Here is a 15319-nt window from a genome sequence, read left to right as displayed (position 1 = left end):
CCATTTATCCCACCCGCTGACTTTCGAGACGGGCAGTCAGCTCCTCCAGGCTGGGCGGGTTTGCCCCCGGACGTTGAACGGTGATTGCAGCAGCAGCGGCCGCAGCCCGCCCGAGTTGCTCCAGAACGGCAGGGGCGAACCCTTCCGTGTCGCGATTGAGCAGCCCATGAATCAGGGCTGACATGAACGAGTCTCCGGCGCCGATGGTATCTGCAACTTTGGTTTTCACGGCAGGAACGGTGACGTCAAAGCCCGGGGTGCTCAGGTAGGAACCTTCTGCGCCCCTGGTGATGACCGTGAGGCTGGTACCCAGCCCGAGGATGCGCGCAGCTGTCTCGTCAACGCTGTTCCCTGGGTATAGCCACTGCGCATCCTCGTCGCTGAGTTTGACGACGTCGGTGAACCTCACCAGATCCTCGAAGATGGCCCTCGCTTCCGCATGGCTGCCAAGGAGGGCCGGGCGGATGTTTGGGTCATACGTGATCACACAGTGCCTGTGGGCTTGTTCCAGCAGTGATCTCACAGCACCGGCGCCCGGGGCCAGAAAAGTGGCGATGGAACCGGTGTGCAGGATTTTCGGGAAAAGGGCAGGGGTCTGAGGGGCCAGGTCCCAAGAGATGTCGAAGTCATAATGGGCTGAGCCATCGGCCGCAACGGTTGCTGTTGCCGATGCCGTCCGGGCGAGGCGCTTCGATCCCGGCAGGAGCACGACTCCAGCGCCACTGAGATGCTCTTCAATTCGCCTCCCCCAGGCATCCGGGGCCATGGCTGTCAGGAGGCCGGTGGTGACCCCGAGCCGTGCAAGTCCGTAGGCGACGTTGGCTGGTGAACCGCCAGGGTGTTCCACCCTGTGGTTCCCGGAGGTCACCACGTCGATGAGTGCTTCACCAACCACCATGACATCAAGCTGCGGATGCGGTTGGTCGGCGGTTTTGAGGTAATCCATCAGTTCTCTCTCTCGTTCAGGGGCGAGCTATTGCGTCGCCTTGAGCTCACGGATGGTCAGGTCCCGGAACGTGGCGGCTCCTTCATGGGCGTAGAGGCGGATGCCGTCATCGCCTTCAAGGGGGAAAACCCGGTGCGAGTGAACCACCCGCCCATCGCCGACGAACATCTCCACGCTGGTGCGATCCACCAGGATCCGCAGCGTGAGTCGCCCGGAGGCCGGGTCCATCGGGGTTTGGGTTTCGCCTGCAGTGGGGTTGATGGTGGGGCGGCGATTGACGTAGGTAAACGGTCCGCGCAGGAAGACGCCCACGGCCACATGCCGGCCTCCACCTGGCGCACGGCATACCTCCAGACCGAGATTTGCCGGTGGCTCGGCCGGATCCCACACCAGCTCGCAGCTCAGATCGTAGGCGTTGGAGCGGACTTTCAGGTCATGAGTACCCGCAACCGCCACATCGCCCAGTCGATGCGTCCGCTTCACGTGGTCTTCCAGCGCAGACGTGGGTGCGGAAGCGAGGTAATAGGCGCCGTTTCCACGCTTGAGCCGGACATCGCGGACAATCATGTCATCGCCGTTGTAGCCGTCAGTGGCAAGGGTGGGCGTGTTATGCGGGTAGTCCCAGAAGTTTGCCCAACCGATCGCCCGGCGGAGGGTCGGGTCCCCCGCACCCGATGCATCGTGATGCGGATACGTCACCGCGCCGTAGAAATCGAAGCCACAATCAAGCCATTCCGGCTCGGTACGGTCGGGCGTGAAGGAACTGCCGTCAAAAGCTCCCGTCCAGTAGGCATACGTCGCAGGCAGTCCGCGGCCCTTGCCGTTGGCGCTGGTACCCAAGACCCAATGCGAGGTGCCGTCGTCGGCAGTCATCCTGAAAAGGTCAGGGCACTCCAGCAGCCCCAGGTCGCTGCGAAGGAATTCGCCTGCACGCTTCCAGGACCGCAGGTCCGGGGAGGTGTAAAAACCCAGCTTTTGCCCCTCTGCATTGGCCATGAACCACCGGCCACGGGCCTCATCCCATATGACCTTGGGATCACGGAAATCATGCACCCCCGGGTTGGGCAATACCGGAGCCTTGCCGCCGGGTTTGAAAGAGCGACCCCTGTCCGTGGAATACCAGAGGTACTGTGCTTGCCGGCCTTCCGGTGCCTGGGTGACCAGTGCGATGACTGCACCAGCCCCATATCCCGCAGTATTTTTCTCATCAACCACCAAGCATCCGGACCAGCAGTCGCCGTTGCCGTTGCTGAACTTCGGAATCGCGACACCGCGGTCCCGGAACGCGACGTGATCGGTAGTGGTGGCCCGACGCCAGGACGTGCCGCCACCGCCCTTGATGTAGTCAGCGTTGTACAAGTAGTAATAGTGGTACTCCCCATCCAGGTAAATGGGCCGTTGAGGGTCGTTCTTCCAGTTATCGGTCACGCTGAAGTGGTAGACCGGACGCATCCGGGATGATCCTTTCGAAGGTGAGCCGCCCACGGCCGAGGCGGGATCAGCGGGACTGGACAGCGCTATGGAACCGCCCAGCGCTACCGCACCGGCGCCGGTTAGAAGTCCGCGGCGAGAGACTGATGGTGAATTTTTCATGGTTTTCACTTCCGTTCAGGCAGGAGGCTGCGGGTCTCTTCAAACACAGCGGCCATGGTCCAAGCGTCAAAGGAGAGGAGGCGCACGGAACCTTCAGTGGCGGCCAGTGTCACGCGCTCGCCGCCCAGGGTGGGGTAGATACGGGCCGTGAGTGGCTTCCCGTTGGCGAAAATTTCGACGGCGGACCGGTCCACCAGGACGCGCAGGCGAACTCGCCCGTCCGGCATGGGAAGGGGTCCGGACTTGTCCTCCACATCGATCTCAGGGTCGAGGCTGCTGCGCGTGCGGTCAAGGCGGAGAGTGCCTGTGGGGGTTCCGTCAGCAGCCCGGCTCATCACGATGACCGTTTCCTCAGCACCATCCGTGGACGCCAGCACTCCAAGCCGAACCTCCGCACCAGGGGCGAGCTGTACGTCCAGGTCAAGGTCCAGCTGGTTGCCGGACACACGGGTATCCAGTGGCGTTCCGGCTCCCACCAACGCCTGGGCCTGCACGCTGACGTGGTTGCTGCGGAGTTTCGCGATTTCGGGAACCGGTGCAAACTCCAAGGTTCCGTCCTTAGCCACTGTGGTGAGCCGCGGCAGGCTCATCACCCCGGACCAGCCGGCTTCCACCATGGCTGCGTCGCTTCGCCCTTCCTGCATCCAGCCGAACATGACACGTCGGCCGGACTCATCCTGGAAAGACTGCGGGGCATAGAAGAAGCGACCTCCATAGTCCAGCCGGTGCAGCGCCTCCGGCTCGAAGGTATCCCCGGCGTAGCGGCCGGTCCAGTAAAGCGGGTGGCGGGTTTCGCCGTCGTCCCACGCGGAGAAGACCAGCACGTCCGGCGAGTTATCAGCAGGTGCAGACCCCAGCGATCCTTCTCCGGCCCTGAACAGATCCACGCATTCCCACATGGTCCCGGTCCAGTCAGTGTCCGCGGGATCACCCTTGGAGGCGTCGCCGATGAACAGCGGCCCGAGGTAGTCCCAAGACCGCAGATCCGAAGACTCATACAAGAACGCCGTGCCGCCGAGGTGTCGAATCCCTGAACCCACCAGTTGCCGCCACTTGCTGCCTTCGCGCCACACACAGTGATCGCGGTACGCCGTGATCTCTACCCCGGCCGGCGGGGCGCCAATGACAGGATTCCGGGGATCCTTGGTCCAGTTCAACAGGTCCGCCGATCCCACGGCCACACAGGGCAACTCCTGATCCTTATAACGTCCCGAGTACACCAAGGTGGGCGTACCGTCGTCGTTCACCAGCACGCCTGACCAGCAGCCCTCGGCATCCGGTCCCGCGGACGGTTCCAAGGCAACGGGCTGATCAGACCACGTGACCAGGTCCGTGCTGGCGGCATGACCCCACTGGATGCGGTGGTGAAAAGCACCTTCAGGGTTGTACTGGTAGAACAGGTGGTACGTGCCGTTCCATTGGCTGACGCCGTTGGGATCGTTGAGCCAACCGGCCGGTGAGACGAAGTGGAACCGCGGGCGGAGGGGGTCGGCTTCGGCGCGGGACAGCAATTCGTCCCTCGGAATGGTGGCGAGCGGGTGAGTCATTTCGGTCATGCGGGAGCCTCTTCTTGAGCGTTCGACGCCGGGTGGCTGGATGGGACTGGTTCACTCGCCAAGGCATGGCTGCCGGCAGCAGCCCACGGCCGGTAGAGGTGGCAGCGTACCCAGTGGCGGTTTTGCGGGTCACCCACCTGATGGCGCACGGGTTCTTCGGACGAACATGCTTGATTTGGATCGTCCTGGAACGTGCAGTGCGTTGAGGCCATGACCGCTTGCCGCAGTTCGGCCCTGCGGACCGGATCATACGAGCCTGCACGGGCAGGGTCCGGGACAGCTGAAACCAGCAGCTGCGTATAAGGGTGCGCAGGGTTGGCCAGGAGGTCCAAAGACTCGCCTTCCTCCACCAGTTCACCGGCGAACATCACCGCGGTACGGTCCGCCAAGTATCGTGCCGACGCGAGGTCGTGGGTGATGTAGAGCATGGAGATGCCCTGTTCGTCGCGGAGCTTGCGCATCAGGTTCAGCACACCGATCCGGACAGAAACGTCAAGCATGGAAGTGGGCTCGTCGGCCAGGATGACCTGCGGTTCAACCGCGAGCGCCCGGGCGATCGCAACGCGTTGGCGCTGGCCGCCGGAGAGCTCGTGCGGGTACGAGTTCAGCATGTCAGCTTGCAGGCCGACGGTGGTCATGAGTTCTTCGAGCCGCCTCTGGGTCTCGCGCTCAGAGGCGCCGCTCCTGCCGTGGATCGCCAAAGAGCGGCGCAGGAAATGGTCCATCCTGTGGGCCGGGTTCAGTGAACCAAAGGGGTCTTGGAACACCATTTGCAGTTGCGAGCGAAAGGCACGCGACGCTTGGAAGCGGTCGCGTTTGAGGACGTCGACGCCGTCAATCAGGATCTCCCCCGAACTCGGCTTTTCGAGCCGGGCCACGCAGCGGGCCAGGGTGCTCTTTCCGGAACCGGACTCCCCCACGAGCGCTACGATTTCGCCCTTGCCGATGCTCAGATCGATCCCGTGAAGGGCGCGGACAGAATCGCGGGAAAACAACCCACCAATGGGGAAAGTCTTTCCCAGGCCTCGAATCTCCAGGGCAGGGGTGCCCGTGCCGGACACGGCCGATGATGTCATGAGTGAGTGGCTCATCGTGCAGCTCCTTCCAGGTTGATGGAATCAATCACCGGGGCGTCGGCCTCAAACGGTGCCACAAAATGGCCGGGTGCCACCTCGGCGAGGTCCGGAATGTTCCGGAACTTCACGCCGTCGGGAAGTCCGGTCAACGGAACCCGGGGACCGGTGAGCGGCGGAAACGCGCCCATCAGCGCCTGGGTGTACGGGTGACGGGGATTGGCGTAGACGTCCTGGGCTTTCGCGGTCTCCACCATCCGGCCGCCGTACATCACTGCCATCCGGTGCGAGAGTTCCACCATCAGGGACATGTCATGTGTGATGAACAGGACGGAGAAGCCTAGCTCGCGCTGGAGTTCCTTGATCTGGGCCATTATTTCCTGCTGCACCACCACGTCCAGGGCGGTGGTGGGCTCGTCAAGGATCAACAGGGACGGCTTAAGCGCTACCGCCATGGCGATCACGGCTCGCTGACGCATGCCGCCGGAGAGCTGGTGCGGATAGGACTTGAGCCGGGCGGGGTCAATCCTCACCAGTTCCAGCAGTTCACCGGCACGCCGCAGGGATTCCTTGCGGGAGTAGCCGGCATGGGTGGTGAAGATGTCCACGATCTGTTCGCCAATGGTCAGCACCGGATTAAGCGAGTTCATGGCCGATTGGAACACCATGGCCACGTCCTGCCAGCGGAAGCGCCGCAGCTCCTCCGGACTCATGGCCAGGACGTCCTTGCCGCCAAAGGAAATGCTGCCGCCGGCGATCTTGGCGGGCTCCTTCAGGAGTCTCATGATCGAGTTGGCGATGGTGGACTTTCCGCAGCCGGACTCCCCGGCGAGGCCGAACACCTCACCGGTGCCAATGCTGAAGGAAACGTGGTCGACGGCGGTGGTGGAGCGGGCGTCGCCGATGTACTTGACTGTGAGGTTCTTGACCTCCAGGACGGCTTCGTGGGTGCCGAAGGAAACTTGGGAGATGGTCATTTGGCGGCGCTCCTTTCGGTATCTTTCGGTGCTTTGATCTTTCGCAGCCGCGGGTTGGTGACCTCATCCACGGCGTAGTTGATCAGGGCAAGGGCAAAGGCCACCAGTGCGATGCATACGCCGGAGGGTACGAAGACCCACCAGCTGCCGGTCAGCAAGGCGCCTTCGTTGCCGGCCCAGAAGAGGTTGTTTCCCCATGAGACTGTGCTGACGTCGCCCAGTCCCAGGAACTCCAGGCCGGCTTGGGCGCCGATTCCGTAAATGACGCAGGCCAGAAGGGTGCCCATGACGATTGAGGCCATGTTGGGCAGGATCTCCCGGAACATGATCCGCCCGGCCCGTTCACCGGACACCACAGCCGCAGCCACGAAGTCCTTGGAGCGGATGGACAAGGCTTGTGAGCGAAGGACGCGCGCTGAGCCCGCCCAACCGGTGATCACCAGTACCAGGATCACGGTGCCCAGCCCCGGCGGGAGGAAAGCAGCCAGGATGACCAGGAGCGGCAAACCAGGCAGGAGCAGGAAGACGTTGGTGACCAGGGACAGCTTCGTCAATGAATTTTCCGAAGTACGCCGAGGCAAGGCCCACCAGGATGCCGATGAAAGTAGAGGCCAAACCCACGGTCAGTCCCACGAACAGTGAGCTGCGTGAGCCGTGGACAGTCAGTGCCAGCACGTCCTGTCCTTTGGCGGTGGTGCCCAGCCAGTGTTCAGCCGATGGTTCCAGGGACGCCATTGCGGTGATCCGCGAAGGGTCGCCCGGAAACAGCACCGGTGCCAGCAAGGCCAGTGCGATGAAGATGACCATCACGGCCATACCTGTCAGCGCTTTCTTGTTGCTGATGAGGCCGTGGACCAAGCTGCGGTTGGGCTTGCGGACAGCCGGGGTTTGAGTTGGCTGCTTCAGAAGTGCGGTTGTCATGATCGGTCCTCTAGTTGCTGCGCACGCGCGGGTCGAGGCGGACGTAGAGGATGTCCACCAGGAAGTTGGCAAGCAGCACAGCGGCGGTGATGGTCAGGAACAGGCCCTGCATGAGCGGATAGTCGAGGCCCTGGACAGCGTTGAGAAGTTGGTAGCCAACGCCGGGGTAGGCGAACACCACTTCGGTGAGCAGCGCACCACCCACCACGAATCCCAGTCCCATGCCAAAGCTGGTCACCGACGGGAGCATGGCGTTGCGTGCAGCGTAACGAAGCATGATGCGGTTCGGGCGGAGGCCCTTGGCTTCGGCCATGGTGATGTAGTCCTCGGAATTGGTGGCGATCATGGTGTTTCGCATGCCGAGCATCCATCCCCCGATCGAGACCAGCACAATCGTCAGCGCCGGCAGCACAAGGTGCGCACCGACGTCGCCGATGAACTCCCAAGTGAACGCCGGCTCCAAACCGTCAGTAAACGCATGGCGGATCGGGAACCAATCCAGCACCACGCCGAACAGGTACAGCGCACCCATCGCCAGCCAGAAGTAAGGGAACGAGCCGATGAACACCAGCACCGGTGGGAGCGCGGAGTCGATCGCGCCGCCACGACGCCAAGCGGCGAGGATGCCCAACAAATTACCCACGACGGCGGCAATCACCAGGGCGGTTCCGCCCAGCAGGAGTGTCCACCCGATTTGGGACGCGATGACCTCGGTGACCGGGGTGGGGAAACGGGAAATGGAAACACCCATCTGTCCGGTGAAGATGTTGTGCATGTAGTCGATGTATTGCTCCCAAATGGGCCGATCATCAACACCCAGCAGCTTGCGCAGGGCCTCGATCTGTTCGGGTTGCATTCGGTCCTGGGAGCGGGCGAACATGCGGGACACAGGGTCTCCCGGCATGAACCGCGGAAGCAGGAAATTCAGGGTGATGGATGCCCAGAAGGCGATCAGGTAGAAACCCAGGCGGCGCAGGATGAAGCGCACGGTTTCCCTCCATTCGGGAAGTGCGGAAATGTGGGGGCACGCCCGGCAGCATTGGCCGGTCGGCAAAAGAACTGCCGGGCGTGCAGTGTGAGGCCCCAGGGCCTACTTGCGCGGTTCCAACGTGGTCAGGATCAGCACCGTTGTGGGTGACCGGACGGAGAGCGTTGCGTACGGGTTGTCCTCGGCGGGCCAGCCGGTGAAGCGGGTGTCATTGAAGGCACCCCATTCAGGGCCTGAGAACAGCGGCACCAAGGGCGCGACGTCGTTGTACTCTTCCTGCAGCTTGTTGGCGATGTCCTTTTGCTTGGATTCGTCAGCCTCCGCAACGAAGTCCGCCAGCAGGGCATCGGCCTTCGTGTCGCCGAAGCGGTGGTAGTTATCAAACGTCTTGGTGCCTACCGGCTTCACAGTGGCCGTGCCCATGGAAGTGTTGAAGTACTTGTAAGGACTGGGATCGTTGGCGCTCCAGACAATGCCGGAATCGAAGTCACCGGTCTCATAGCCGGCAACCACTGCAGCCCAGTCAGGGGACTCCACCTTCGCAGTGACGCCCACCTCGGCCAGGTTCTGCGCGATCACGTTGGCCACGGACAGCCAGTCAGAAGAAGTGGCGCCCACGGAGATCTTGAACTCGAACGGCTTCCCGTCCTTCAACGTGCGCTTGCCATCGGCACCCTTGGTGTAGCCAGCCTTGTCCAAAAGCTCGTTGGCTTTCTGCACATCATGATTGGTCCATGTGCAGTTGTCCTTGACCGCCGCGTTCTTCCAGGTCTCATAGTTGCCGGAGAGACCGGTGCAGTCCGCCGGCTTGGCATAGCCGCTCATCCCGATCTTGGTGACCTGATCGCGGTCCACGGCCATGCTCAGTGCCTTGCGGACGTCAACATCATTGAACGGCGCCTTGGTGGTGTTGAGCTGCCAGTTGATCATGGCGCCTGTGGCAGGGAACCAGTACTTACGGTGTTCCTTGTCCTTGGAAACGAACGTCTTTTCAATGTTGGGAATGTACTGCGGGGCCCAGTCCACGTCCCCGTTCGCGGCGGCGAGGTTGGCGCCGTCGTTTCCTGCGAAAGCGAGCATCTTGATACCGGCGATCTTCTGCTTCTCAGGCTGCCAGTAGTTAGGGTTCTTCTTCAGCACGAAGGACTGGGCCTGGAAAGTATCCACCTCGGTGTAAGGCCCGGTACCCACCGGCTTGGCATTGGCATCCTTTTCCGGGTCAGGCAAAGCAGACCAAACGTGCTTGGGCAGGATGATGAGTTGGCCCACATCATAGAGGGCAGGAGACCACGGCTTGTTGAAGTTGAACGTGACTTTATTGCCCTCGGCCGTGACGGTGTCAAGATACTCGAAGCCGCCCTTGATCTTCTTCTGCAGTTCAAACGTGTAGGCAACATCCTCAGCCACAAAAGGCTGCCCGTCGGACCACTTCACCCCGTCACGAAGGGTGAACGTGACCGATTTGCCGTCCTCTGCAGCTTTCCACTCGGTAGCCAGCCACGGCACCGTGTCTCCCTTTGCCGGGTTGAAGATCAGGAGGGATTCGTAGATTGACTGCTGAACCATCGGGTTCACCGTGGGAGCGAACGGGTTGAAGTTCTGCACGAACGTACCCATGTCCTCACGCGGAATAGTGAGGAACGCGCTCGCGTTCGCTCCGGCGTCGGAAGTGCTTGTCTTGGTGACGTTGGCCGTGCAGCCGGTGAGCAGCATTGCGCCCACTGCAAGGCCTGCCGCCGTCATCCGGGCAGCCCGGAAGTATCGGGGTTGTGTCATGATGGTTATCTCTTTCCTATCTTCATCGTCCAAGGTGAAGGGGTGGGTAAGGGTTGCTCTTCGACGTTGATTTCGCGGTCAGACCGAAGAGCGTTCTAGCAGCGGACAGTCGACCAATTGCTGGTCGGCGAGGATCGGCTGTCCTGCTGTAAGAGCGGCGAGCGTTTGGACGCCCAAGGCGCCCATTCTTTCGAAGGGCAACGCAACCGTGGTCAATTTTGGCCGCAGATAAGCCGCAATAAGTTCCTGGTTGTCGAAGCCGATCACGGCAATGTCTCCGGGGATGGTCAGGCCCCGCTCCTTGATGGCGTCATAGGCGCCCATCGCCATACGGTCATTGAGGCAGAACAGCGCCGTTGGCCTCCCGCCCTCCGGGTAGCGATCCAGGATGTGGCAAGCGGCGTCGTAGCCACCATCAGCAGTGGCGTATCCGGACACCACCAATTCCGGGTCCAGCTCCAGTCCCGCGGCGGCGAGTGCTTCGCGGGCACCCTCCAAACGCCCCACTGCTGCAGGAATATTCGGGTCAAGGTTGATGACTCCGATCCGGGTATGGCCGCCTTGGAGCAAACGTTCCACCGCCACACGGCCACCCGCACGCTCGTCAGGAACGATCGAGGGCAGCTTTCCGTCCGCATCGAAGCAGTTGATCAACACGGTGGGTACTTCATTGGCGCTCGCCGGAACGTGGACGCCCCGGTGAAAGGTGGCTGCGTAGAGAAGCCCCTCCACCCGTTGTTCCAACAGCTTTTCAGTTGCAGCATCTTCAAGGCCCTCATTGGGTCCTACGGCATCGGCCTGGTCGGAGGGCGCGATGAGAAGGAACCGACGGTCAAGCCAGGCTTGGTCCTGGGCCCCTTTGATGATGTCGACGGCGAACGGTGCCGTGACGATCTCTGTCACGATCCCGTACCAGTCACTGCGCCGGGATGCCAGCGCTCGTGCTCCGGCGTTGGGCCGATAACCCAACTCCTGCACGGCTTGGTTGATCCGAGTGCGGGTTTCCTCGGAAATGCTGGCGTTTTCCCGGTTGCTCAGTACAAACGAGACTGCAGTCCGGGAGACGCCTGCGTGGTTGGCGACGTCCTTCATGGTGACTCCCCGCTGCCGCACAGGTACGGTCTCGCCAGTGGTGGTTTTCGCCATTGAATGCTCCGGGTGCTCTTGTTCCATCCGAGGTTGATGCCAGGGCTTCATTGTCTGGCTGCTCAACGGATGACGCTGTTGGTAACGCGCGTTACCCGGTGGGCATGTGACTTAGGTTACCCGCGTTACTTCGAGTCTGTCAACAGGGCTGCAAGAGCCTGGAGGATGCCGCTTGGCGACTACCTTTCGCCGGGTTCGTCGCTGGAGGCTTTTGGTTCTTCCGCGTCCGGGTGGTCGTGAACTTTTCTTGGTATTTTGCCCTCGACGTCAGCAGGTACGGGAGGATCCTTCTCTTCATCAGTAGACATGAGGCAAGCATAGGCGGCACATGCTCGCCCACCTCGAGTCGCCTACCAATTCTGACGGCCCGGTTCAATCAGCTCGCTTATTCCTCGGAGGCAATGGAACGTTGAACTTCTAGGCCTCTGCGCTTTGCCGTGGACTCTGCGGCAGCGAGAAACAGCGGAACCAAGGGGTTCCGGTTCTCGCGCAAACACGCCGTTCCAACTCTCCAAGATGCCGAGTCGAGGTTGACCGGGATTAGTTGCACTCCCCCCGGGACCATGGCGGAGACGCTGGCTGGAACCACCGCCGAGCCACCCCCTGCAGCCACCAAGGCCAGCACCGTCAGCAAGTCCGACGTCTCATACGTCACCGTTGGGCTGCATCCCAGATCGGTGAACAGTTGGCTGCTTTGAGCCGCCAGCCCCGGCCCTCTCGCCGGAACCAGACGAATCAGCGCCCTGCCTTGGAGCCATTTCCGCAGACTTCCAGGGTCGGGCTCCGGAACCGGCTCTCCGGAGGGAAAGGCAAGGGCAAGCTGATCACGGCGAATCGCCCGCGTTTCAATGTCTGGGGGCGCCGGAAGGCGGACAAACCCAACGTGTAAGGAGCCGTTGCGGATAGCGGCAAGCTGCGCCGAAGAGGACATGTCCTCGAGCCGAATGTCGACCCGTGGGTGTCGGGAACGGAAGACCGCCACTGCGCGCGGCGCGATGTCAATGGCGGACATCCCGAACCCCACGTTGATCACGCCTTCGGCACCCATGGCCACGCGCTGCATGCGGTGGGCCAAGGCATCTGCCCTGCGCACCAGATCAACGGAATCTGCCAACAATGCCTCGCCCGCCGGGGTGAGTGTGGCACCATGCCTCCCGCGGGCAAACAGCGTGTTTCCTGCTTGACGCTCCAACACCTGAATTTGCTTGGTGAGGGCGGATTGAGTTGTCATCAGCACCTTCGCCGCAGCGCCGAAGTTTCGGTTCTCAGCAACCGCTATAAACGAGCGCAACAAGCGAAGTTCCATTCCGCAATCCTATGGCGTTTGCAGTAGATGCATTCCTGCATGGAATTGAAAGCAGCAAATATTTCAATGGACAGAATGCATTCCGGCAAGAAGGGTGGAAGAAGCCAAACACCCCACCAAGGAGACCCAATGCCCAACCAGACACACCCGACCCTTCGGGCCTCAACCGTTCAGTTCGAGGCCGTCCCCGACCGACCGGACCTGAACCTGAACACCATTCGCCGGTTGGCGACCCTGGCAGCAGAGGACGGAGCGCAACTGGTCGTGTTCCCGGAAATGTGCTTGATCGGCTATTGGCACCTTCGCAGGCAAACAACCCGGCGTTTGGAGGAGCTTGCCGAGCCGGAGCACGGGGCTAGCGTCGGTGCGGTCGGCGTGCTTGCCCGGGAGCTGGGTGTGGGCATCGGCGTCGGATACTTGGAAGTCGGCAGCGACGGCCGCCTCTACAACTCCTACACCGTATGCCTGCCCGATGGCGCACAACACACACACCGAAAGATTCACGCTTTCGAACACGAGGCGATCGAAAGCGGCTCGGACTTCACGGTCTTCGACACTCCCTGGGACGTCAGAATCGGCATCTTGATCTGCTGGGACAACAACCTCGTAGAAAACGTCCGCGCAACCGCCCTCCTGGGCGCGGAGGTGCTCCTGGCTCCTCACCAAACCGGTGGCACGAACTCCCGAAGCCCGCGGGGAATGAAACCCATCCCGGCGGCCCTCTGGGAAAACCGCGCTTCAGATCCTGATGCCATCCGCGCCGCCTTCCGAGGACAACACGGCCGTGAATGGCTCATGCGCTGGCTACCATCCCGCGCCCACGACAACGGAATCTTCGTTCTCTTCAGCAATGGTGTGGGCCGCGACGACAACGAGATCCGCACTGGGAATGCGATGATCATCGACCCCTATGGTGCCATCGTTGCCGAAACCTGGGTGGCAGGCGAAGCCATTGTCACCGCCGACCTCGACCTCGGCCTCGTCCCGTTTTCCACCGGTCGGAGGTGGATCCGCGGACGCAGGCCGGAGCTGTACGCCATCCTCAGTCAACGGCGGGGCCATGAGTTGGATGCCCGCGCGGCCCGCTTCTCTTCGGATCCGGTCAGCTTGTAGACGACTCGTGGGCTCAGCGTTCCGCGGGGCCGGCAATGGGTGGGGCGTAGTGTGGACGTTGGACGAAAGGAGCACTTCATGAAGAAAATCCTCATGGTACTGACCAGCGTTTCCGAGCTCGGCGATACGGGCGAGAAGACCGGCTATAACGTGGCCGAAGCCGCACATCCCTGGAAGGTCTTCAAAGATTCAGGCCATTTCGTCGATTTTGCCTCCATCAAGGGCGGCCAGCCTCCCAGCGATGAGGTAGACACCGATGACCCCATCCAGGTTGCCTTCACCAAGGATGAGACCACACGCGCCGGGCTGTACAACACTGCCCGCGTCGACGTCGTAGATCCTGAACAATATGACGCCGTCTACCTGGTGGGCGGGCACGGCACTATGTGGGACTTCCCGGACAGCGAAGGATTGCAGCGCCTGGTAGCCAGCGTCTACGACGCCGGTGGCCTGGTGGGAGCGGTGTGCCACGGTCCCGCCGGTCTGCTGAATGTGGAATTGAACAACGGATTCCGCCTCGTCCAGGGGCGGGACGTTGCTGCCTTCACCAATGACGAGGAAGTCGCCGCCGGCAAGGACAAAGTCCTTCCATTCTTCCTGGCGGACCGCCTTGAGGAGCAGGGTGCCCGCCACGTTTCCGCCGGCGTGTTTGAAGAGAAAGTGGCAGTTGACGAGCGCCTGGTAACCGGCCAGAATCCAGCCTCCGCGGCAGGCGTCGCCAAGGAAATGGAGAAGCTCTTCGCCGCGGTCATCCACCAGGAAAAGGCTGAAGAACAACACGAGTCAGAAGTGCTGCGTGCTGAGAAGGATGCGGAAAAGAGTGCCAGGAAGGAAGCGGCGGACACCGAACACTAGTCCGCTGACACGAGTTCTTTGGCACTAGTCTGCCGGCACTGATCCGAGCGGCCCCCATCCGTGGGGGCCGCTCGACGGTTTCCGAGCTAACCGGCTTGGACGCCCATGACGGTGACCGGATGCGCCGTCACAGGAAAGATCTCGTGGAGCTGTGAACAGGCGCGTTGCACCACGGAACGGAGCCACACGTTGGCGGGATCCTCTGTCCGGGATGGATGCCAGTACATGGCTTCCACTAACGCCGCTTCCAGCTCTCCGTCGAACTCAAGGACCTCAATGTTCGCCCCCCGCTGCGCCCTGGAGGCCAGCATGCGCGGAACCAGTGCCACAAGGTCAGACCCCTCCACCAGGAGCGGCAGGGACAGGAATCCGGCCACCACTGCGGCCACTCGTCGTCGGACACCGCCGGACTCAAAAAGCATGTCGGCAGGAGTGCTGATGCCTTCGCCGAAGTACCCCACAGCGTGTGGCACCCCGACGAGGTCCTCCAAGGTCAACCGTGGCAGCTGCAGAAGGGGATTGCCTACATCAGCCACGGCTACAAAGCTGTCCCTGAACAGTTGTTTTGTGGCACCTTGCATCTTGTAGCCCGTGGGCCCCACCAGCAAGTCCATCCTGGAATAGTCCGCCAAGGCGCCCTGCACACCGGAGGTCGGGACGATGTCCACCACCACATGCGGAGCCTCCTGCTGCAGGATTCCGCGCAGGGGGCCAACAATGAGTGCCGCCGCATAATCGGATGCGGCAATCACGAATTCACGTTCGCTGGTAGTGGGATCGAACCCGGACCGGACGCCCGTGGCCCGCTGGATGTGAAGCATCGCCTCGTCAACCAGCGGCACCAGAGACTGCGCAAAGGGCGTGAGCTCATAGCTGCGGCCGTTACGGACCAAAAGTTCGTCGTCGAAATGCCTCCGCAGCCTGGCCATCGCCGCACTCGTGGCCGGCTGACTTAATTGGAGCCGTTCCGCGGCCCGGGAAACGTTGCGCAGCTCAAGCAGAACCTGGAGTTGTGGCAAGAGGTTCAGATCCAGGTTCTTCATGCCCCTAGGTTATCCACCAGCGAAGG

13 protein-coding genes and 1 pseudogene are annotated in these 15319 nt (G+C 61.9%); 2 read left to right on the top strand and 12 right to left on the bottom strand.

Annotation, left to right across the window (positions count from 1 at the left end; genetic code table 11):
• Window positions 1–4: 4 nt before the first annotated feature.
• The 11 genes and pseudogenes from J7I86_RS11070 to J7I86_RS11025 form a co-directional block, all read right to left on the bottom strand.
• Entirely contained in the window at window positions 5–946 is a 942-nt protein-coding gene (locus J7I86_RS11070) for a carbohydrate kinase (RefSeq protein ID WP_214819767.1), read from the bottom strand.
• 27 nt (window positions 947–973) lie between these two features.
• On the bottom strand, window positions 974–2398 hold the full coding sequence (locus J7I86_RS11065) for a glycoside hydrolase family 32 protein (protein WP_214819899.1): 1425 nt from the start codon (window positions 2396–2398) through the stop codon (window positions 974–976).
• 146 nt (window positions 2399–2544) lie between these two features.
• Entirely contained in the window at window positions 2545–4095 is a 1551-nt protein-coding gene (locus J7I86_RS11060) for a glycoside hydrolase family 32 protein (protein ID WP_214819765.1), read from the bottom strand.
• The gene (locus J7I86_RS11055; RefSeq protein ID WP_214819763.1) at window positions 4092–5186 is read right to left on the bottom strand and encodes an ATP-binding cassette domain-containing protein; all 1095 of its coding nucleotides are present in this window, start codon (window positions 5184–5186) and stop codon (window positions 4092–4094) included. Before J7I86_RS11055 ends, J7I86_RS11060 begins: the two co-directional genes overlap by 4 nt.
• The gene (locus J7I86_RS11050; protein WP_214819761.1) at window positions 5183–6145 is read right to left on the bottom strand and encodes an ABC transporter ATP-binding protein; all 963 of its coding nucleotides are present in this window, start codon (window positions 6143–6145) and stop codon (window positions 5183–5185) included. Before J7I86_RS11050 ends, J7I86_RS11055 begins: the two co-directional genes overlap by 4 nt.
• A pseudogene (locus J7I86_RS11045) lies at window positions 6142–7066 on the bottom strand (ABC transporter permease). Before J7I86_RS11045 ends, J7I86_RS11050 begins: the two are co-directional and overlap by 4 nt.
• A 10-nt stretch (window positions 7067–7076) precedes the next feature.
• Entirely contained in the window at window positions 7077–8054 is a 978-nt protein-coding gene (locus J7I86_RS11040; RefSeq protein WP_214819759.1) for an ABC transporter permease, read from the bottom strand.
• Between the two features lie 102 nt (window positions 8055–8156).
• Entirely contained in the window at window positions 8157–9830 is a 1674-nt protein-coding gene (locus J7I86_RS11035) for an ABC transporter substrate-binding protein (protein WP_214819757.1), read from the bottom strand.
• Window positions 9831–9908: 78 nt separating this feature from the next.
• Entirely contained in the window at window positions 9909–10976 is a 1068-nt protein-coding gene (locus J7I86_RS11030; RefSeq protein WP_214819755.1) for a LacI family DNA-binding transcriptional regulator, read from the bottom strand.
• 179 nt (window positions 10977–11155) lie between these two features.
• Entirely contained in the window at window positions 11156–11284 is a 129-nt protein-coding gene (locus tag J7I86_RS22780; protein WP_286179655.1) for a hypothetical protein, read from the bottom strand.
• 77 nt (window positions 11285–11361) lie between these two features.
• Window positions 11362–12282, bottom strand: coding sequence for a LysR family transcriptional regulator (locus tag J7I86_RS11025; RefSeq protein ID WP_214819753.1), 921 nt, complete (start codon window positions 12280–12282; stop codon window positions 11362–11364).
• Window positions 12283–12411: 129 nt separating this feature from the next.
• Here J7I86_RS11025 and J7I86_RS11020 point away from each other — a divergent pair, with 129 nt between their 5' ends.
• A complete protein-coding gene (locus J7I86_RS11020; RefSeq protein WP_214819751.1) occupies window positions 12412–13395 on the top strand; it encodes a nitrilase family protein in 984 nt (327 codons plus the stop codon).
• A 78-nt stretch (window positions 13396–13473) separates the two neighbouring features.
• Window positions 13474–14250 carry a type 1 glutamine amidotransferase domain-containing protein gene (locus J7I86_RS11015; protein ID WP_214819749.1) on the top strand — a complete coding sequence of 259 codons (777 nt, stop codon included), beginning with the start codon at window positions 13474–13476 and terminating at the stop codon, window positions 14248–14250.
• A gap of 86 nt (window positions 14251–14336) precedes the next feature.
• Here J7I86_RS11015 and J7I86_RS11010 read toward each other — a convergent pair whose 3' ends face one another.
• Window positions 14337–15293, bottom strand: a complete 957-nt coding sequence (locus J7I86_RS11010; protein WP_214819747.1) for a LysR family transcriptional regulator — start codon at window positions 15291–15293, stop codon at window positions 14337–14339.
• Window positions 15294–15319 lie beyond the last annotated feature (26 nt).

The organism is Arthrobacter sp. ISL-95, assembly GCF_018613695.1.
In the GTDB taxonomy this organism is placed as follows: domain Bacteria; phylum Actinomycetota; class Actinomycetes; order Actinomycetales; family Micrococcaceae; genus Arthrobacter.
The sequence above is the reverse complement of the archived record's forward strand: the minus strand, read 5'-3'. Positions and strand labels throughout refer to the sequence as shown.